The organism is Salipiger sp. H15 (assembly GCF_040409955.1).
GTDB lineage: Bacteria > Pseudomonadota > Alphaproteobacteria > Rhodobacterales > Rhodobacteraceae > Salipiger.
In genome coordinates, this window is sequence record NZ_CP123385.1 from 1,553,446 (window position 1) to 1,570,221 (window position 16,776).

13 protein-coding genes, 1 tRNA gene and 2 pseudogenes are annotated in these 16,776 nt (G+C 68.3%); 9 read left to right on the plus strand and 7 right to left on the minus strand.

The genetic code is table 11. From position 1 onward, the window contains the following. Window positions 1-9 precede the first annotated feature (9 nt). Window positions 10-999: an ABC transporter permease subunit gene (locus PVT71_RS21610; RefSeq protein ID WP_353474545.1), complete on the minus strand. Its 990-nt coding sequence runs from the start codon at window positions 997-999 to the stop codon at window positions 10-12. After that, a complete protein-coding gene (ugpC, locus tag PVT71_RS21615) occupies window positions 996-2,099 on the minus strand; it encodes a sn-glycerol-3-phosphate ABC transporter ATP-binding protein UgpC (protein ID WP_353474546.1) in 1,104 nt (367 codons plus the stop codon). Before ugpC ends, PVT71_RS21610 begins: the two co-directional genes overlap by 4 nt. 160 nt (window positions 2,100-2,259) lie before the next feature. On the opposite strand from ugpC, the gene PVT71_RS21620 reads away from it, so the two are divergent. The 6 genes from PVT71_RS21620 to PVT71_RS21645 all read left to right on the plus strand — a co-directional run bounded on the left by PVT71_RS21620 (window position 2,260) and on the right by PVT71_RS21645 (window position 8,769). Next, a complete protein-coding gene (locus PVT71_RS21620; protein WP_353474547.1) occupies window positions 2,260-3,510 on the plus strand; it encodes an enolase C-terminal domain-like protein in 1,251 nt (416 codons plus the stop codon). Between the two features lie 81 nt (window positions 3,511-3,591). Next, window positions 3,592-4,284 (plus strand): GntR family transcriptional regulator, encoded by a 693-nt coding sequence (locus PVT71_RS21625; protein WP_353474548.1) that lies wholly within the window; start codon window positions 3,592-3,594, stop codon window positions 4,282-4,284. Window positions 4,285-4,545: 261 nt separating this feature from the next. Beyond that, complete coding sequence (locus PVT71_RS21630; RefSeq protein ID WP_353474549.1) at window positions 4,546-5,538, plus strand: TRAP transporter substrate-binding protein; 993 nt, start codon at window positions 4,546-4,548, stop codon at window positions 5,536-5,538. Window positions 5,539-5,614: 76 nt separating this feature from the next. Beyond that, on the plus strand, window positions 5,615-6,142 hold the full coding sequence (locus tag PVT71_RS21635; protein WP_353474550.1) for a TRAP transporter small permease: 528 nt from the start codon (window positions 5,615-5,617) through the stop codon (window positions 6,140-6,142). Window positions 6,143-6,144: 2 nt separating this feature from the next. Continuing rightward, on the plus strand, window positions 6,145-7,425 hold the full coding sequence (locus tag PVT71_RS21640; RefSeq protein WP_353474551.1) for a TRAP transporter large permease: 1,281 nt from the start codon (window positions 6,145-6,147) through the stop codon (window positions 7,423-7,425). Between the two features lie 3 nt (window positions 7,426-7,428). After that, a complete protein-coding gene (locus tag PVT71_RS21645; protein ID WP_353474552.1) occupies window positions 7,429-8,769 on the plus strand; it encodes an MATE family efflux transporter in 1,341 nt (446 codons plus the stop codon). Window positions 8,770-8,934: 165 nt separating this feature from the next. Here PVT71_RS21645 and PVT71_RS21650 read toward each other — a convergent pair. Next, window positions 8,935-9,072 (minus strand): annotated as a pseudogene (locus PVT71_RS21650) (IS3 family transposase); the annotation flags it as partial. 215 nt (window positions 9,073-9,287) lie between these two features. Continuing rightward, window positions 9,288-9,363: transfer RNA gene (locus PVT71_RS21655), tRNA-Val, on the minus strand. A 262-nt stretch (window positions 9,364-9,625) separates the two neighbouring features. Between PVT71_RS21655 and PVT71_RS21660 the strand changes: the two genes are divergently transcribed. Both PVT71_RS21660 and PVT71_RS21665 read left to right on the plus strand, forming a co-directional pair. Next, entirely contained in the window at window positions 9,626-10,441 is an 816-nt protein-coding gene (locus PVT71_RS21660) for a GNAT family N-acetyltransferase (protein WP_353474553.1), read from the plus strand. A 168-nt stretch (window positions 10,442-10,609) separates the two neighbouring features. Continuing rightward, window positions 10,610-12,094, plus strand: a complete 1,485-nt coding sequence (locus PVT71_RS21665) for a BCCT family transporter (RefSeq protein WP_353474554.1) — start codon at window positions 10,610-10,612, stop codon at window positions 12,092-12,094. Between the two features lie 110 nt (window positions 12,095-12,204). Here PVT71_RS21665 and PVT71_RS21670 read toward each other — a convergent pair whose 3' ends face one another. From PVT71_RS21670 to PVT71_RS21680, 3 genes and pseudogenes are all read right to left on the minus strand, one after another. Continuing rightward, window positions 12,205-13,167, minus strand: coding sequence for a Gfo/Idh/MocA family oxidoreductase (locus tag PVT71_RS21670; protein ID WP_353474555.1), 963 nt, complete (start codon window positions 13,165-13,167; stop codon window positions 12,205-12,207). Window positions 13,168-13,328: 161 nt separating this feature from the next. Continuing rightward, window positions 13,329-14,081, minus strand: a pseudogene (locus PVT71_RS21675) (GTPase); the annotation flags it as partial. Between the two features lie 802 nt (window positions 14,082-14,883). Next, window positions 14,884-15,957 (minus strand): GTPase, encoded by a 1,074-nt coding sequence (locus PVT71_RS21680; RefSeq protein WP_353474556.1) that lies wholly within the window; start codon window positions 15,955-15,957, stop codon window positions 14,884-14,886. A gap of 426 nt (window positions 15,958-16,383) precedes the next feature. On the opposite strand from PVT71_RS21680, the gene PVT71_RS21685 reads away from it, so the two are divergent. After that, a complete protein-coding gene (locus PVT71_RS21685; RefSeq protein WP_353474557.1) occupies window positions 16,384-16,776 on the plus strand; it encodes a hypothetical protein in 393 nt (130 codons plus the stop codon).

The window sequence follows — 16,776 nt, forward strand, 5'->3', positions numbered from 1 at the left end:
GTCCCTCCCTCACCACAGAGACGTGCGCGAGAAGCGCTTCGAGATGGTGTTGGCGGTCATCACCAGCACGAAGGCCACCACTGCGTTGAACAGGCCCGCCGCGGCGGCAAGGTCGTACTGCCCGCCCTGCAGTCCCTGGCGGTAGATGAAGGTGTTGACCACGTCCGCGGTCTCGTAGGTGGCGGGCTGGTAGAGCAGGATGATCATCTCGAAGCTGACCTCGAGCATGTTGCCGATGCGGATGATCAGCATGATGATGATCGTCGGCAGGATCGACGGCAGGGTGATCTTCCACATCATCTGCAGCCGCGACGCCCCGTCGACCACCGCGCTTTCGTAGAGCGTCGGCGATATCCCGGCGATGGCCGCGAGGTAGACGATCGACTGGAAGCCCGCCTCCTGCCAGATGCCGGTGCCGACGAAGATCGGGCGGAACCATTCGGCCTTGGTCAGGAAGTAGATGGGTTCCATCCCGAACCAGCCTAGCACCGTGTTGACGATCCCGGCCGAGGGCGAGAAGGCGGTGATGACGATGCCCGCGATGATCACCGACGAGATGAAGTGAGGCAGGTAGACGATGGTCTGCGCGGTCTTCCTGAAGGTCTGCTGCAGCACCTCGTTGAACATCAGCGCGAGCAGGATCGGCATCGGGAAACCGAACACGAGGCTGAGCAGGCTGATGTGGATCGTGTTGCGCAGCGCGCGCAGGAACTGGTCGTTGTGGAAGAGCGTGACGAAATGCTCGAAGCCGACCCAGGGGCTGCCGGAAATGCCGCGGAAGACGCTGTAGTCCTTGAAGGCAATCTGCAGCCCGTACATCGGCTTGTAGAGGAAGACGAGCAGCCACAGGATCGTCGGCAGCAGCAGCACGTAGAGCTGCCAGTCGCGCTTCAGGTGGTCGATCGTGGCATGAACGCGCGAGCGGGGGCGCAGGGCCTCGCTGGCCTCGACCACCAGCAGCTCGATCGAGCCGCCGGTCTTCTTGTCGGATTCCATCATGCCGCGCGCTCCTGCCCGGCAAAGGCCTTGCCGGTCTCGGCGTCGAAGACGCGGATCAGGTCGGGGCGCACGGTGAAGCCGCCGACCGTGTCGAGGCGGCCGAGATTGCCCAGCGTCTCGGTGCGGATTACGAACGGGTCCTCGCCCAGCGTCATGTGCAGCAGCGCCTCCGAGCCAAGCGTCTCGACCAGCTCGAGCCGGCAGCCGATGCGGCCGGTCTCGCCGTCGCGGGCGATGGCGGCATACTCGGGGCGGATGCCGACGATGACCTCGCGGCCCTCGGCATTGCGAAGCGCGGGGATCGGCGGCAGGGGCAGGCTCTGCCCGGCGATCTCTGCGACCGGCGCGCCGGTGCCCCTGCCGATCCGTGCCCGGACCTGGTTCATCGGCGGCGCGCCGAGGAACCCGGCCACGAAAGCATTGGCCGGGTTGAGGAAAAGTTCCATCGGGGTGCCCACCTGCTCGATCCGGCCGTCGTGCATGACGACGATCCGGTCGGCCAGGGTCATCGCCTCGACCTGGTCGTGCGTCACGTAGATGCTGGTCGCGCCGAGCCGGTTGTGCAGCCGCTTGATCTCGGCGCGCATCTGCGTGCGCAGCTTGGCGTCGAGGTTCGACAGCGGCTCGTCGAAGAGAAAGACCTTTGGCCGGCGCACGATGGCGCGGCCCATGGCGACGCGCTGGCGCTGGCCGCCCGACAGGTCGGCGGGGCGGCGGTCGAGATAGGGGGTGAGCCCGAGGATGCGCGCGACCTCGTCCACCGCGGTGGCGATGGCCTGCTTGCTCTCCCGCCGGATGCGCAGGCCGAAGGCGATGTTGTCGGCGACGTTGAGATGCGGGTAGAGCGCGTAGTTCTGGAACACCATCGCCACGTCCCGATCCTTCGGGGCGACGCGGTTCACCACCCTGTCGTCGATCTTCAGCGTACCGCCGGAAATCTCCTCCAGTCCCGCGATCATCCGCAGGGTCGTGGACTTGCCGCAACCCGACGGACCCACCAGCACGACGAATTCCTTGTCGGCGACCTCGAGGTCGATGCCGTGCACCACCTGCAGCGCGCCATATGCCTTCACGATCCCGGCAAGCTCTACGCCAGACATCCGCGGCCCTCCCATGTCTCCATGCGACGAACCCTGACGCCGTTGGCGTTGTCGGTTCGATTCGCGTCTCCATCCTTAACTGGGATACTAGCTTGCAATCTGGGAGACTAGTATTAATTTGGACTCAGCAAGAACGAGCGCAGTTTCGGGGAGGAAAACCATGCGTGTGACCAATGTTCGAGTGACGCCCGTTGCGGTGCCGGACGTCCCCCTGGCGAACACCAAGGGGGTTCATCAGTCGGTCTTCCTGCGGTCGGTCATCGAGATGGAAACGGATATCGGCCTCGTCGGATTGGGCGAGACCTACGGCGCCGCGCGCACCCTCGCGGCGTTGCGGCGGGCGGTGCCGCGGCTTGACGGGCTCGACCCGTGGAACCTGCGCGACCTGCGCCGGCGGCTCGAGGCAGTCCTGCCCGATGCCGGAGGCGTCAACGCGCCGACCGCGCTTGCGGATCACAAGGCGGTGGATGTCGTCTACAGCGCGCTCGAGATGGCCTGTCTCGACCTTCAGGGGAAGCAGATCGGCCGTCCGGTCCATGACCTTCTCGGCGGTGCGGTCCGCGACCGGGTGTCCTTCGGCGGCTACCTGTTCTTCAAGTTTGCCAAGCAAGACCTGACACTTGGCCCGGATATCCTCGGCGAGGTCATGACGCCCGATGCGCTTGTCGACGAAGCCCGCTGGATGGTGGCGGACCATGGCTTCCGCTCGCTGAAGCTGAAGGGCGGCGTGCTCGAGCCCGACCTCGAGATCGAGACCATGCTCAAGCTGCGCGAGGCTTTCCCGGATCACCCGCTGCGCATCGACCCGATGGGCGCCTGGACGGTTCCCACGGCATTGCGCGTGATCGACCGGCTTTCCGGCGTGCTGGAGTACCTCGAAGACCCTTGCCGCGGCATGGATGCCATGGCCGAGCTATCCGCGCAGACCGACATGCCGCTCGCGACGAACCTCGTCGTCGTCGAGTTCGAAGAGGTGATCGAGGCCGCCAGGCGGGACGCGGTGCAGATCGTTCTTTCCGATCCGCATTACTGGCGCGGGCCGACCGGGTGTATCCACCTTGGGGAAATCTGCCGGGCCTCCGGCATGAAAGTGGCGATGCACTCCAATTCGCATCTGGGGGTATCGCTGGCGGCAATGCTGCATGTGGCCGCGGCGACGCCCAATCTGAATTACGATTGCGATACCCACTACCCCTGGACGACGCGCGATATCGTGGTTGGCGGGCAGCGCGCCTTCGAGGGCGGTGCGCTTTCGGTGCCCTCCGGGCCCGGTCTCGGGGTCGAGCTGGACCACGATGCCGTCGCCGATCTGCATGCCCTCTACAATAGGGCGATGGTCGCGGATCGGGACGATACCAACGAGATGCTGAAATATCTCCCGGATTTCGTGCGAAAGGTGCCACGCTGGTAGCCGAGGGGCAGGGCGCAATGCGCAGCGACTGGATTCGATGAAGCGACTTCTCTATGACGAAGCTCGATTGGAGAAATGGCCATGGCTGAGACAACGCAAATCTGGGATCGCCGCACCGGCGTCGACGTCGTGACCGACAGCCTCTACGAGGAGATCGTGTCCCTTCGACTGCTGCCCGGCGCAAAGATCTCCGAGGCCGAGGTGGCCGCAAGGTTCGGCGTCTCGCGTCAGCCGGTGCGGGACGCGTTCACCCGGCTTGCCAATCTCGACCTGCTGCTGATCCGGCCGCAGAAGGCGACCGAGGTCAAGCGGTTCTCGGTGCGGGGCATCGAGAAGGCGCGTTTCGTGCGCGCGGCGGTCGAGGTGGAGGTGCTGCGCCGCGCCGCCGAACGATGTGACGAGGCCGGTGCGCAGGCCCTCGATGCCGAGCTCTATCGCCAGCGCAAGCTGCTGCTGAATTCGGATTACACGAAATTCAGCGTGCTGGATTACGAGTTCCACAAGCGGCTCTGCGAAATCGCGGGGGCGGAATACGCCTTCGACGTCATCCAGGCGGAAAAGGCGAAGGTCGACCGGCTCTGCATGCTCGGGCTGGCGAAGGAAGACCGCATGCCCGAACTGATCGAGGACCATGAGCGGATCGCCGATTTCGTCAAGGCGGGCCGGGCGGAAGAGGCCGTTGCGGCTGGTCGGCTGCACCTGGGGCGCCTCGATGCGACGATCGAGTCGATCCGCGAGCGCAACGCCGGATATTTCGAGCCTGACGAAGGCTAGGCCGCGGCGCGCCGCACGAGGGGGAGACGGGGGAGGCCCGCTGCGAGAGCAGCGGGCCTTTTTCTGGTCTGCGCGCTCACAGAGGTCGTGCCTCGCCGCCGCCTGCATAAGTTTTCGCTTCATTTTTTAGGTAGACTAGTATACCAGATTCGGCAGGCGAACCAGCCTGCGATCAGGTGTCATCCCGGAGGAGGACCCGCCGCCGCAGGCATCGCCTCCGCCGCCCGAGCGGGCGGCAATGAACAATCCGGGAGGAAAACAATGACCATCTTTTCGAAGGTCCGCGCGCTGACGACCTGCGTTGCGGTTGGCGCCGTGATGTCGGCGGCAACGGCCGCATCCGCCGCCGAGCTGCGGGGCTGGAACATCCACGTCGAGGATTACCCCGTCTCCATCGCGATGGAGAGTTTTGCCAAGGAAATCGCCGAGAAGACCGGCGGTGAGGTGACCGCCAAGATCTATCACAACGGCATGCTGGGCGATCAGCCCGACGCGATCGAGCAGGTGCGCCTCGGGGTGATCGACTTCGGTGAATTCAACCTCGGGCCGATGGGGCAGGCGGTGCCGGAGGCGAACGTGACCTCGCTGCCGTTCATCTTCAAGAGCGTGCCGCAGATGTACCGCCTGATGGATGGCGCGGCCGGCGAGGCGATTGGCGAGGGCATGAAGGCCAAGGGTATCGTCCCGCTCGGCTGGTATGCCGCGGGGGCACGCAGCTTCTACAATTCGATCCGCCCGATCAACATGCCCGCCGACGTCGAGGGGCTCAAGGTCCGCGTCATGTCGAACGATCTCTTCGTGAAGATGGTCGAGGCGATGGACGGCAACGCGACCCCCATGGCCTTCGCCGAGGTCTACCAGTCGATCAAGACCGGGGTTGTCGACGGCGCCGAGAACAACCCGCCGTCCTACGAGTCCACCAACCACTACGAGGTGGCGAAATACTTCTCGCTCACCGAGCACCTGATCATCCCCGAGTGCCTCTGCATGAGCCTGAAAAGCTGGGAGAAGCTGACCCCGGAGCAGCAGGGCATCCTCATGGAGGCGGGCCGCGCGAGCGCGACGCTGCAGCGCGAACTCTGGGCCGAGCGCGAGGCGGCGAGCCTCGAGAAGGTCAGGGCCGCCGGGACCGAAATCAACACGGTCGAGGACAAGGCCGCCTTCCAGGCGGCGATGGCGCCGGTCTACGACGCCTTCCTTGCCGGCAATCCGCAGCTTGCCGATCTCGTCGCGATGATCCGCGACGCCGAGTGAGGCCGGAACCTTCCGGAGCCGGTCCGCGCCTTTTGGGCGGACCGGCATTGGTGACGTGAAGACGGAACATCTCCAAATGTCCAATTCTCCTCTTCTTCGCAGGGTCGAGCGGGCGCTCGACGCCATTCGCGCCCTGTGCATGCTGGTCGCCGGGCTTGCCCTCGCGGTGCTCATTGTCAGCTTCGGCTGGCTGGTCTTCGGCCGCGACGTGCTGAACGCGACGCCGACCTGGGTCGAGCAGCTCGCGCTCCTGCTCATCTGCTACATCGCCTTTCTCGGGGCCGCCGCGGGCGTGCGCGAGGACAGCCATATCGGCGTGACCCTGTTCCGCGACATGCTGCCGCCACAAGGCCGCAAGATCGCGATGATCCTCGTCGACGTCGGGCTCGCGATCTTCGGCGCGGTCATGCTCGTCGCGGGCATCACGCTCATGCGCTTCGGCTGGGACACCAAGCTGCCCATGCTGAACATCCCCGAGACCTTCCGCACGCTGGCCATCACCTCCTGCGGCGCGCTGGTCATGCTCTTCGCCGGGCTGAGGGGTCTGCAGCGGTGCCTGTCCTTCGCGAGCTGGGCGCCGGACACCGAAATCGAGGGCGTCTGATCGTGGGTCTGCTCATTCTTCTCGGCACTTTCGCCGCCGGGGTCGTGATCGGCGCGCCGGTGGCCTTCGCCATGGGGATCGCCGCCGCCGCCGCCTTCTGGTACGAGGGCTTCCCGCTGCTGATCACCTTCCAGCGCGCGACCGCGGGCGTGTCGGTCTTCTCGCTCCTTGCGATCCCGTTCTTCATCTTTGCCGGCGAGATCATGCTGCACGGTGGCATCGCGCGCCGGCTGGTACGGCTCGCCTCGGCGCTGGTGGGTCACCTGCGCGGCGGGCTGGCGATGGTCAACATCTTCTCCTCGATGCTGTTCGGAGGCATCTCGGGCTCGGCGGTCGCCGACATCTCGGCGCTCGGCTCGCTGCTCGTGCCGGTGATGAAGGAGCGGGGCTACCGGCCCGACTTCGCGGTCAACGTGACGGTGACCTCGTCGATTGCCGGCATCGTCATTCCGCCCAGTCACAACATGATCATCTTCGCGGTGGCGGCGGGCGGCGGCATCTCGGTGTCGAGGCTCTTCCTCGCGGGGGTGCTGCCGGGCGTGTTGATGTGCCTCTGCCTTGCCGTCGCCGCCTACGCCATCTCGGTGCGCGACCGCTATCCGGCCGAGCCCTTCCCGGGCTGGACGGTCGTCGCGGAAAGCGCGGTCGATGCGCTGCCGGGGTTCTTCACCGCGGTGATCATCGTCGGGGGCACGCTTTCCGGGATCTTCACCGTCACCGAATCCGGCGCCTTCGGCGCGATCTACGCGCTGCTGCTGACCGCCTTCTACTACCGCAGCCTGACGTGGCGCGCGCTCCTCGAGTCGCTGACCGGGGCAGTGCGCACGACGGCGATGGTGATGATCCTGATCGCCTTCGCCAGCTCCTTCGCCTACCTGCTGGCGCTCTACCAGGTGCCGGCGCGGCTGAGTGAGCTGCTCCTGGCCGTCTCGGAGAACCCGCTGGTCATCCTGCTGATGATCAACGTCATCCTCCTTTTGCTGGGGATGATCATGGACATGGCGGCGCTCATCCTGATCTGCACGCCGATCTTCCTGCCGATCGCCAAGGGGCTCGGGATGGACCCGGTGCAATTCGGGATCATGCTGCTGGTGAATCTCGGCCTCGGGCTCTGCACGCCTCCGGTCGGGACCTGCCTCTTCGTCGGCTGCGCCGTCGGAAGGATCAAGCTCGAGGAGGCGCTGCGCACCATCTGGCCCTTCTACCTGGCCATCCTCGTGGCCCTGCTGCTGGTGACCTACGTGCCCGCCACGTCGCTCTGGCTGCCCTCGCTCGGAGACTAGGGGATGCGCTTCACCGGTCCGGCGTCGGCCACCATCTTCGCGCTCGCCTGGCCGATGATGCTGCGCGCCATCATGCTGCACGGCACGGTGGTCATCGACGCCTGGCTCGTTGCCGGGCTTGGCGAGGAGGCCGTGGCGGCGATGGGTCTTGCCACGGCCTTCGGAGGGCTGCTCCTCGGGGTGCTGCTCGCCTTCTCCACGGCGACGCAGATCCTCGCCGCGAAGAGCTTCGGGACGGGGCGGCCGGAGGCGCTGCGCACGGCGCTGGTCTGCGGGCTGGTGATCAACCTCGGCGCGGGGCTGGCGGGGCTGCTGGCCACGGCGCTCGTGGCAGGCCCGATGATCGAAGGCAGCGCCCACACGCCCTGGATCGCGGCGGAAGCGCGCAGCTACCTCGCGGCGTTTTCGATCGTGGTTCTGGGCGAGGCCGCGGCGCAGAGCCTCTCCGCCCATCTCAACGGCTGCGGCGAGACGCGGCGGCCGTTCTACAGCTACCTCCTTGCCGTACCGGTCAACGTCGGGGTGAGCGTGGTGCTGATCTACGGGTTGCTCGGTGCGCCCGCGCTCGGGGTGACCGGCGCGGCGATCGGCAGCGGGGTGTCGGCCGTCCTTCGCGCGCTCTACCTCGGGCACCACGTGCGCCGCGCCAATGCGGCCGCGCTGGCGGCGAGTGCATGGACGCAGGGCAGCTTCCCGCGCGCCCTGCGAGATCACCTGGTGTTCGCGCTTCCGGTCGCCGCCACCTTCCTGAGCGCGACTGTCGCGAACACGGTCTGCAGCCTGATCTACGCGCGGCTCGAGATCACCGAGTTCGCGGCGCTGACACTCATCGCGCCCTGGGTGCAGGTCGCGGGCACCGTCGGAATGGCCTGGGCGCAGGCCGCGGGCATCCTCGTGGCGCAACTGCTTGGCCGCGGGGCAGGGGCGGGTGTCCTCGAGGATTTCCTGCGGCAGGCCTGGGGCGGCGCGGTCCTCGCGGCAGCTGCCGTCGCCGCGGCCTATGTCGGCATCTGCGCGTCCTCTGGGTGGATTTACGGCACCCTGCAAGCCGAGACGCAGGCCGCGCTCTGGAGCTTTCTGCCCGTCCTGCTGCTTCTGCCCTTCCCGAAGGGCTCGAACGCGATCTGCGGCAACACGCTGCGCGCCGCAGGCGAGACGGTCTACGTCATGCATATCTTCGTCTGGTCGCAGTGGCTGTTCCGCGTCCCGGGCACGGCGGCGCTGGTCTGGATGGGGGTGCCCGTCGCCTGGGTATTCTCGCTGCTCCTCTTCGAGGAACTGGTGAAGTTTCCACCCTTCCACCAGCGCATGCGGGGCGGGCGGTGGAAGGTGGCGAAGCTCTGACGGGGTGAGGTGGAGGTGAGCGCTTGTCGGCTGCGTCTCCCGTTTCGGGCGCTGATGCTGCGCCGAGGGAGATCCCCCGCCGCTGAAGCCATCCGGACATTATGGGGGCTGTGCTTCGCCCCAGCGGGATATTTCGGACGCCTTGCGCCAATCGCTCTCGAAAATCGGCAAGACCTGCCTGGGACTGGCCCGCTTGCCATTCAGCCGCATGAGCCGCTCGATCCGGTGGGGGCCGCAAGCCAGGCCCTCTTCGAGCACGTCATGCAAGACAAGGCGGGCACAATAGCTCCGATCGCTGACCTTGAGTTGGCAGATGCAACCTCCGATGCGCTGAGATACGCTCGTCGCCTTTGCACTGTCCACCACGTCGCGAGGGACATGGACACGCAGATCCTACGTCGATCCAGTCAGGACGGGTTGGGGCATGGTGCGTCTCACCGTGGACTACCTCTATGTACCACTCGATGTGGCTCATATCCCCTTGGAACAAGGGGTTTTGCGTTTCCGATGGGATGGGATGGTGGGTGATGAGAGACTCGAACTCCCGACATCTTCGGTGTAAACGAAGCGCTCTACCAACTGAGCTAATCACCCGTGAGGCGCGGTTTAGCCAAGCTTCTGGCGGCTTTCAAGCCTGATCCTTCGTCATTCTGTCGATCCATGCCGGCGGTCTTCGCGCCGGCCTGCGCGATCCGGTCACGGACTTGCTGCGCAATGGGCTCGAGAGCTTTGCCGGGCCCGATGAGGCGCGCTCGACCAGATCGGTTGGTCATGCCGGCATCAGCCGAAGAGTTGATGCCCTGCGCGCCTCGGTGGGCGTAGTATCGGACCAGCTGCGTCGAATGGGAGGGACGCCATGCAAAAGACCGAAGAGACCGCCATCGCGCGCGGCGACCGGATGGAGGCCGCAGCCTGGGAGAGCGTCTGGGCCGCCGCGTCGCCGGAATTTCGCGCCGCGCAGGGCCTGAGCTCGGAGCGGCTCGGCGGCGCGGTGGCGCTGCGCGCGGGCGGGGTGCCCTGGTGGTTCATGAACCGCATCGTCGGGCTCGGCCTCGGGTCGCCCGCCGACCTTGACTGGCTGGCGGCGCAGATCGAGCGCTACCGCGCGGCCGGCACGCCCTTCGGCATCTCCGTCAGCCCCGAGGCGCGCCCGGCGGGGCTGGCCGACTGGCTGCTGGCACGGGGGCTGCGCCGGAGCGGCGAGATGGCGAAGATGGAGCGCAGCACCAAGGCGCTTCCGGACCCGGCGGAGGGCGTGGTGATCCGCGAGGTGGGCGTCGAGGAGGCGGGGCTCTTCGGCGCCACGGGCGCGCGCTGCTACGGTCTGCCGGACAACCTCAGCGGGTTCTTCGAGGCGCTGCCGGGGACCGAGGGCTGGCGCCTCTACATGGCCTGGGACGCGGGTGAGCCGGTCGCGACCGGCGCGCTCTTCCAGCGCGGCGATGTGGCCTGGCTCGGCTTCGGCGCGGTCGACCGATCGCGCCGCGGCAAGGGGTTGCACGGGGCGCTCATGCTGCACCGGATGCATGCCGCCGCCGCCACGGGCTGCCGCCTGCTGGTGACCGAGACCGGGATGCCGGCCGAGGGCGAGGCCGCCCCCTCGTTCCACAACATGCGGCGGCTGGGGTTCGAGCTCGTCTGCGCGCGGCCCGACTACCTCGAGACAAGCTGAGCCGCGTCCCGGCAAGAGGACTCCGTATCCCCTTGCGGGCGGCGTCTCGCTTGGGGCTTGGTCCGTTCAGATATTTGTTGAAAGCCCGGGGGTCTTGTCGGCAGAGTGGACTGCCCGCCCTCCGCCTCACGCGCTTCGCTGAAATTTTTGCAGACAAGAAGTGTTCGGATGAAACCCAGCGCAATGACGATCACCGCCCTCCTGCTGAGCGCCGGCATCGGCCTCTGGGGCATTCTCGATCCGAAGGGGCTTGGCACCGGCGCGGCGGGCATTGTCGCGGCGCAGTTCGAGAGCCTCGGCTGGTTCATCATGCTGACCGCGAGCGGGATGCTCATCGCCGCGATCTATCTCGCCGTTTCCTCCTTCGGCTCGGTTCGGCTCGGGCCCGAGGGGTCGGAGCCGGAATTCTCGACGGCCTCGTGGATCACCATGCTCTTCGCCGCCGGGATGGGCGTCGGCCTGCTCTTCTACGGCGCCGCCGAGCCGCTGACCCATTTCGCCACGCTGAGCGCGCATGTCCCGCCGTCGCGCGCGGCGGAGCTGGCGCTCTTCGTCACCTACCTGAACTGGGGCTTCCACGCCTGGGCGATCTACGGGATGGTCGGGCTTGCCATCGGCTATTTCGGCTTCCGGCGCGGCCGCCCGCTGCTGCTCAGCGCCTCGGTCCTCGAGTCCTTCGGCAGCGCGCGCTGGACCCGGGCGGCGGGGTGGGTCTTCGACCTCATGGCCATCGTCGCCATCGCCGTGGGGCTGGCCGGCTCGCTGGCCATCGGCGTCTTCCAGATCCAGGCGGGGCTGGCCGGGCTTCTCGGCATGGCGCCCTCGGCCGGGCTGACCGGGGCGGTCTTTCTCGCCGTCTGCGTCGGCGTCGCCATCCCGCTGCGGCGCGAGCTTGGTGCGGGCATGGCGCGGCTTTCCAACATCGCCATGGTCATCGCCGTCGCGCTGCTGCTCTACCTGCTGGTCATGGGGCCGACCTCGTACCTGATGAACGCCGTGGTCACCGGCTTCGGGCGCTACGTCGCCAACGTGCTCAAGGCGGGCTTTGCCACGGCGGAGTTCCTCGAGGAGGACGTGGTCGGCTGGTTCAAGGCCTGGACGCTCAACTACATGATCTGGTGGCTGGCCTGGTCGCCTTTCGTGGGGGTCTTCATCGCCCGCATCTCGCGCGGGCGCACGATCCGCGAATTCCTTTTCGGCGTGATCGTCGCGCCGACGCTGTTCTCGATCCTCTGGTTCGGCGTCTTCGGCGGGCTCGGCTTCTACGACAGCCTGCGGATCGAGGGCGCGCTGGCGGCGATCAGCATGGAGAACCTCGACGCCACCACCTTCGCGCTGCTGGACCGGTTCCCGCTCTCGGTGCTGACCAGCGCCGCCTCGATCGTGGCGGCCTTCCTCTTCGTGGTGACCTCGGTGGTCAGCGCCGCCTTCGTGCTTGCGATGTTCGCCACCGGCGGCGCCGAGAACCCGCCGGTGCGCCTGCGCCTCACCTGGGGGGCGGTGCTGGCGGCGCTCGGCCTCGCGATGGTGCTGGTCGGGGACATCACCCTCGTGCGGTCGGTGATCGCGCTCTCGGCCATCGTCTTCATCTTCATCGCGCCGATCCTGGTGCTGTGCCTGTTCCGGGCCCTGCGGCGGGAGGCACGGTCATGAGCGCGCAATTGGTCGACACGGGGCTGAACCTCGTGGTCTTCGCCTACATCGGGCTGCTGGTCTGGCTTGCCCTGCGCCCGGATCCGTAGCGCGCAGGGCAGGCCGCGGCCTCAGGACTTGCCGCGCAGCATCTCCTCGACCAGCCGCTGCACGTCGAGCGCCTCCTGCGGGGTGGCGAGCCGGTGCGGCTGGCCCGCGACGCAGAGCAGGAGCTGGTCGAGCTGGGCGCGCAGCGCCACGGCGCGGCGCTCTCCGGCGGCCTGGGGCACGGGAATAAACTCCTCGCCGGTCGAGACGGACTCGTCCGAAAAGTTCGAGACCCGGTGGCTCGCCTTGTTGCCCTTGACGGTGAACTCCTGCCGGTCGGGCTGGGCGCCGCCGGTGCTGGCAAGGATCGAGACAGGCACGCCCGCCGGTGTCTCGAGCCGGGCGAGCAGCGCGGTTTCGCAGAGCGCCGGATCCGCCGGGTAGGAGGGGCGCGCCCAGCTGACCGAGAGCGGCCCGAGGATGCGCTGGGTGAAGAAGAGGAAATGCGAGATCACCTCGCGCGTCATCCCGCCCTCGTCGCGGAAGCGCAGCCAGTCGGCCGCCTGCTGCCAGGCGCGCGGCCAGGTGGCGTAGGTGACGACCATGTCGACCCCGGCCATCTCGCCCATCGCGCCCGAGGCCGCCGCCGCTGAGACGTTGTGCAGCGCCTCGCCCGCCGCCTGGGTGAAGTTCACCGCCGCGGGCACGCCGCTCTGCGCGAGCTTCGCCACCAGCTCCTCGCTGGCCGCCATGTCGACGCCGAGCGGCTTTTCGAGGAACACCGCCTTGCCGGCGGCAGCCGCCGCCAGCGCATAGGCCATGCGCGGCACCGGCGGGCAGGCGAGGTAGACCAGCTCGGCCCCGGCCATCGCCTCCTCGGCCGAGCCCGCGAGCGGCGTCTCGGGTGCCAGCGCGCGCGCCGCGGCGCAGCCCTCGGGCGAGGGGTCCCACATCGCGACGACGGAATAGCCCTCGTGCTGCCGCATGTGCTCGAGCATCCGCCGCCCCATGATCCCGAGCCCGATGATCGCCGTCTTCACTGCCATGGTCTGTCCTGTCCCTGCTGGTCTTTGCGCGGTGTCACCAAGCTGCGCCCGCGGCTTCTTTTTGCACGGCTTGCCGCCGGGGTGTAGGGTAAGGTGATGATTTCCCTTGCGTCCTGCGGCTGAGGCGCACAGGGAAAGGGCAGGGGCAGGCGGACGAAAGCCTAGGTCTCGCCGTCCGCCGCGTCGTCGCCCTGCGCGTATTTCCGCCCGAAGGCCGAAAGCGCGTCGCGCAGGCCGCGCCCGGCGCGCCGGGCTTCCCTGATCGCGCCGCCGGTCCTTGCCTCGATGCGCAGCCGGTTGCGCTGCGTGTCGAGCGCCGGGCCGATGAGGCTGTCGATCCGGGCGCGCAGGCGATCGACGTTCCAGTCGGGCTCGGTGAGCACCACGGGGATCGTGTTGGCGGTGACGCGGGGGTCGGCGATGTCCTGCTGCACGGCCGCGACGACCTCGGTGACGCGCTCCATCGCCTCGGTCCCGAGATGGCTCTCGGGGACCGGCCAGGCGGGCAGCAGCTCGTCGATGCAGGAAACTGCCACCACCACCGGCGGCATCCGCCGCCTGGGATCGCCCGAGACGATCTCGCGCAGCATCGCGATGGTGGCGCGGTCGATCTCGCGCGCGGGGCGGTTGGCGCGGACGGTCCAGATGACGAGGTCGGCGCGGGCCAGCTCCTCGGCCACCTTGCGCGCCAGACGGGGCGAGCCGTCGAGCCCCGGCATGTCGAGCAGCATCGTCTCGACACCGTCGAAGTCGGTGGCGTAGGTCTTCGGCGCGTCGGTGGTCGGGATCACGTCGACCTCGGCGAGGTCGGCGCCGAGCAGCGCGTTGACGAGGCTCGACTTGCCGGCGCTGATCTGCCCGGCCACCGCGATGCGCAGCGGCATGTCGCTCGCCGCCAGCCGCGCCCGGTCGAGATCGCTCGCGGCAAGCCCGAGGTCCAGCAGCTCGGAGTCGGAGAAGCGCAGCCGCCCCGAGTAGAGTTCGACCGCCGCCGCCGCCACCTCCTCGAGCAGCAGCGCCTGCAGGATGGCGGTGCCCTCGTTGGTCACGAAGGAGGAATGGCCCTCGGCGATGACCCCCTCGATCTCGCGCAGCACGGCGGTGGGCAGGGACTTGACCGCGCGGATCACCCGCCAGGCGTTCCAGCCGTGCTTCTTGACCTTCCAGGCGACGTCGCGCCGCTCCCAGAGCCAGAGCAGCGTGCCGACCGAGATGCTGTCGGAGAAGGGCACCTTGTCGCGGATGTCCGAACGCAGCCGCACGGCGACGCGGTCGACGAGCAGCAGCGCCTCGGGGACGGTGAAGTCGAGCACGCCCCTGTCGCCCGTGCCCGAGGCCGCCGCGACGCGGCGCACCACCTCCTGCGCGATCGGCTGCAGTTCTTCCCAGGGCAGGGGGCTTTCGGTCTTCTCGGCGATGAAGACCTGCGCGGCCTCGAAGGCGGCGACCTCGCGCTCGCTCCACGACGGATCGACGCGGGCGTGCAGCTGGTCGGGCCGGGGCGCGCTCCCCGTCTCGCGGCCGCGCAGCCAGAGCCGGGTCAGGCGAATGAGCGCGACCAGCCCGCCGAGCGAGATCGAGCCCACGATGAACTCGATGAGCCAGCCGTGCTCGATCATCCAGGCAAAGCCCGCGAGCATCGCCGCGACGAAGGGCAGGGCGAGGGCGACGACCGCCAGCAGCCGGTCCCAGCGCAGCAGCGCCGGGCGGAGGCGCTCAGTCAGCTTCATCCGAGGACCTCCTGAAGGCGCGCTGGTAGACCTTGCGCAGCTCCTCCTCGCTTGCCGTGATGCCATGGGCACGGCGGTAGAGGAAATAGGCGGCGGCGCGGCCGAGCGCGTAGGTGGTGGCAAAGCTGATCGCGCCCGCCGTGGCGGCGCCGACGGTCTGGCCGTAGACCGGGATCAGCTTGGCCAGCTCGCGCAGGCCGAAGTTCGTGGCATAGCGCGCGCCGAGGCTGAGCCCCATGGTGCTGAGGAAGGCGGCGCCGACCTTGCGGTCCCATTTCACCCCGTAGCGCAGGCCGAGCTCGTGCAGCATCTTGAGCTGCGTCGCGGGCACCGCGACCACGCCCACCACCGGCGCAAGGTCGCTGGTCAGCGCCACCCCGGCATAGGAGAGCACGCAGCGCTTGTGCTTCTGGAACTCGATCTGCTCGGCGTCGCTCGCGCGGGATCTCTCCAGCAGCAGGCCCGCCGCCGGCAGCGCCTCGAGCAGGTGACGGCGCAGCGCGTCGAGCCCCACCACATCGGTGCTCTCGTCCGGCGCCAGCGACAGGCTGACCGAGGAAAGCTCCTTCCCGGCGGCGCGGTTCATCCGGGCGGAGATGCCGCGCTCGGCACGCTCGCGGGCGTCGGGGTCGGGCACGAGGTCGGTGCCGGTGAGCACTAGGATGGCGCGCATCCGGCGCTCCTCTGACGCGATGTCCGAGAGCGCATCGGCGACCATGCCCTGCACCGGATCGTCGAGCCGGCAGACCACCAGCAGCACGTGGCTGCGGTCGCGGCAGGCGGCCAGATCCTCGGCGGGGTCATAGCCCGCCTCGCCAAGGCCGCGCGTGTCGAGGAAGCGGACCAGCGGCTGCTCGGGCGGGAAGTCGTAGCTGTGCGCCGAGCGCGTGCAGGGCTGGAAGCCGTTGCCGATCTCGGCATCCGTCTGCTCGGTCAGCGCCCGGACGAGCGAGGACTTTCCGGCGCCGGTCTTGCCGAGCAGCCAGACGACGGGCAGCACGATCTCCTCCGTGCCGCCGGAGCCCGAGTCCCTGGAACGCCTGAATATCCTGTTCAGCATCTTCCGTCCGATCCGCGGCCCTGCCTCGTCCGCCCTGGCGAAACGTTCCGTCAAAAAGCCGCCCAATTCAACATGACCCGTCCGCCGTCCCGCGGAATGCGGGCATCGCGGCCACGGTCACCCGCGCGGGCCGCGGCCGGGGCGGCGCCATCCCGTTGAAATAAGGCGGTCTCTCCCCGGGGCCAGTGCAGCCCGGCGGGCCGGTGCGGCAAGCGGCCCGCGCAGGCTCGGCGGCGCGGGAAGGGGCGGGGTGACGCCGCGGGCGCCGACCTCCCCGCGTATCCCGGCTCGGGTCTCGATCACAGTCGCGTGATCTCGGCGTAGCGGCGGGACAAATCCCCGCGCCGTTCCGTCTTTCCTTCAGGTCGCCCGCGGTGGACGGCCCGGGAAAGGACCGGCGCGGCCGGTCCGCAGGGAGGAAGAGAGATGGGCTCACGACAGGGACGGCTGGCCGTCTGCCTCGGCATCCTCGCGGCGCTGGCCGCGGGCGGGGCCATGGCCGGGACCGGCATCATGCAGCATGACACGTCGCTCGGCGCCGTGCTGACCGATGCCAAGGGCATGACGCTCTACACCTTCGACAACGACATGGGCGGCAAGTCCGCCTGCTACGACAAGTGCGCCCAGAACTGGCCGCCGCTGCTCGCCCCGGGCGGGGCCATGGCCGAGGGGGATTTCGGCATGACCGAACGCTCCGACGGGCAGATGCAGTGGACGTATTACGGTCAGCCGCTCTATCTCTGGATCAAGGACCAGGCTCCGGGCGACGTGACCGGGGACGGTGTAAACGGCGTATGGCATGTTGCCAAGCCCCAGTGA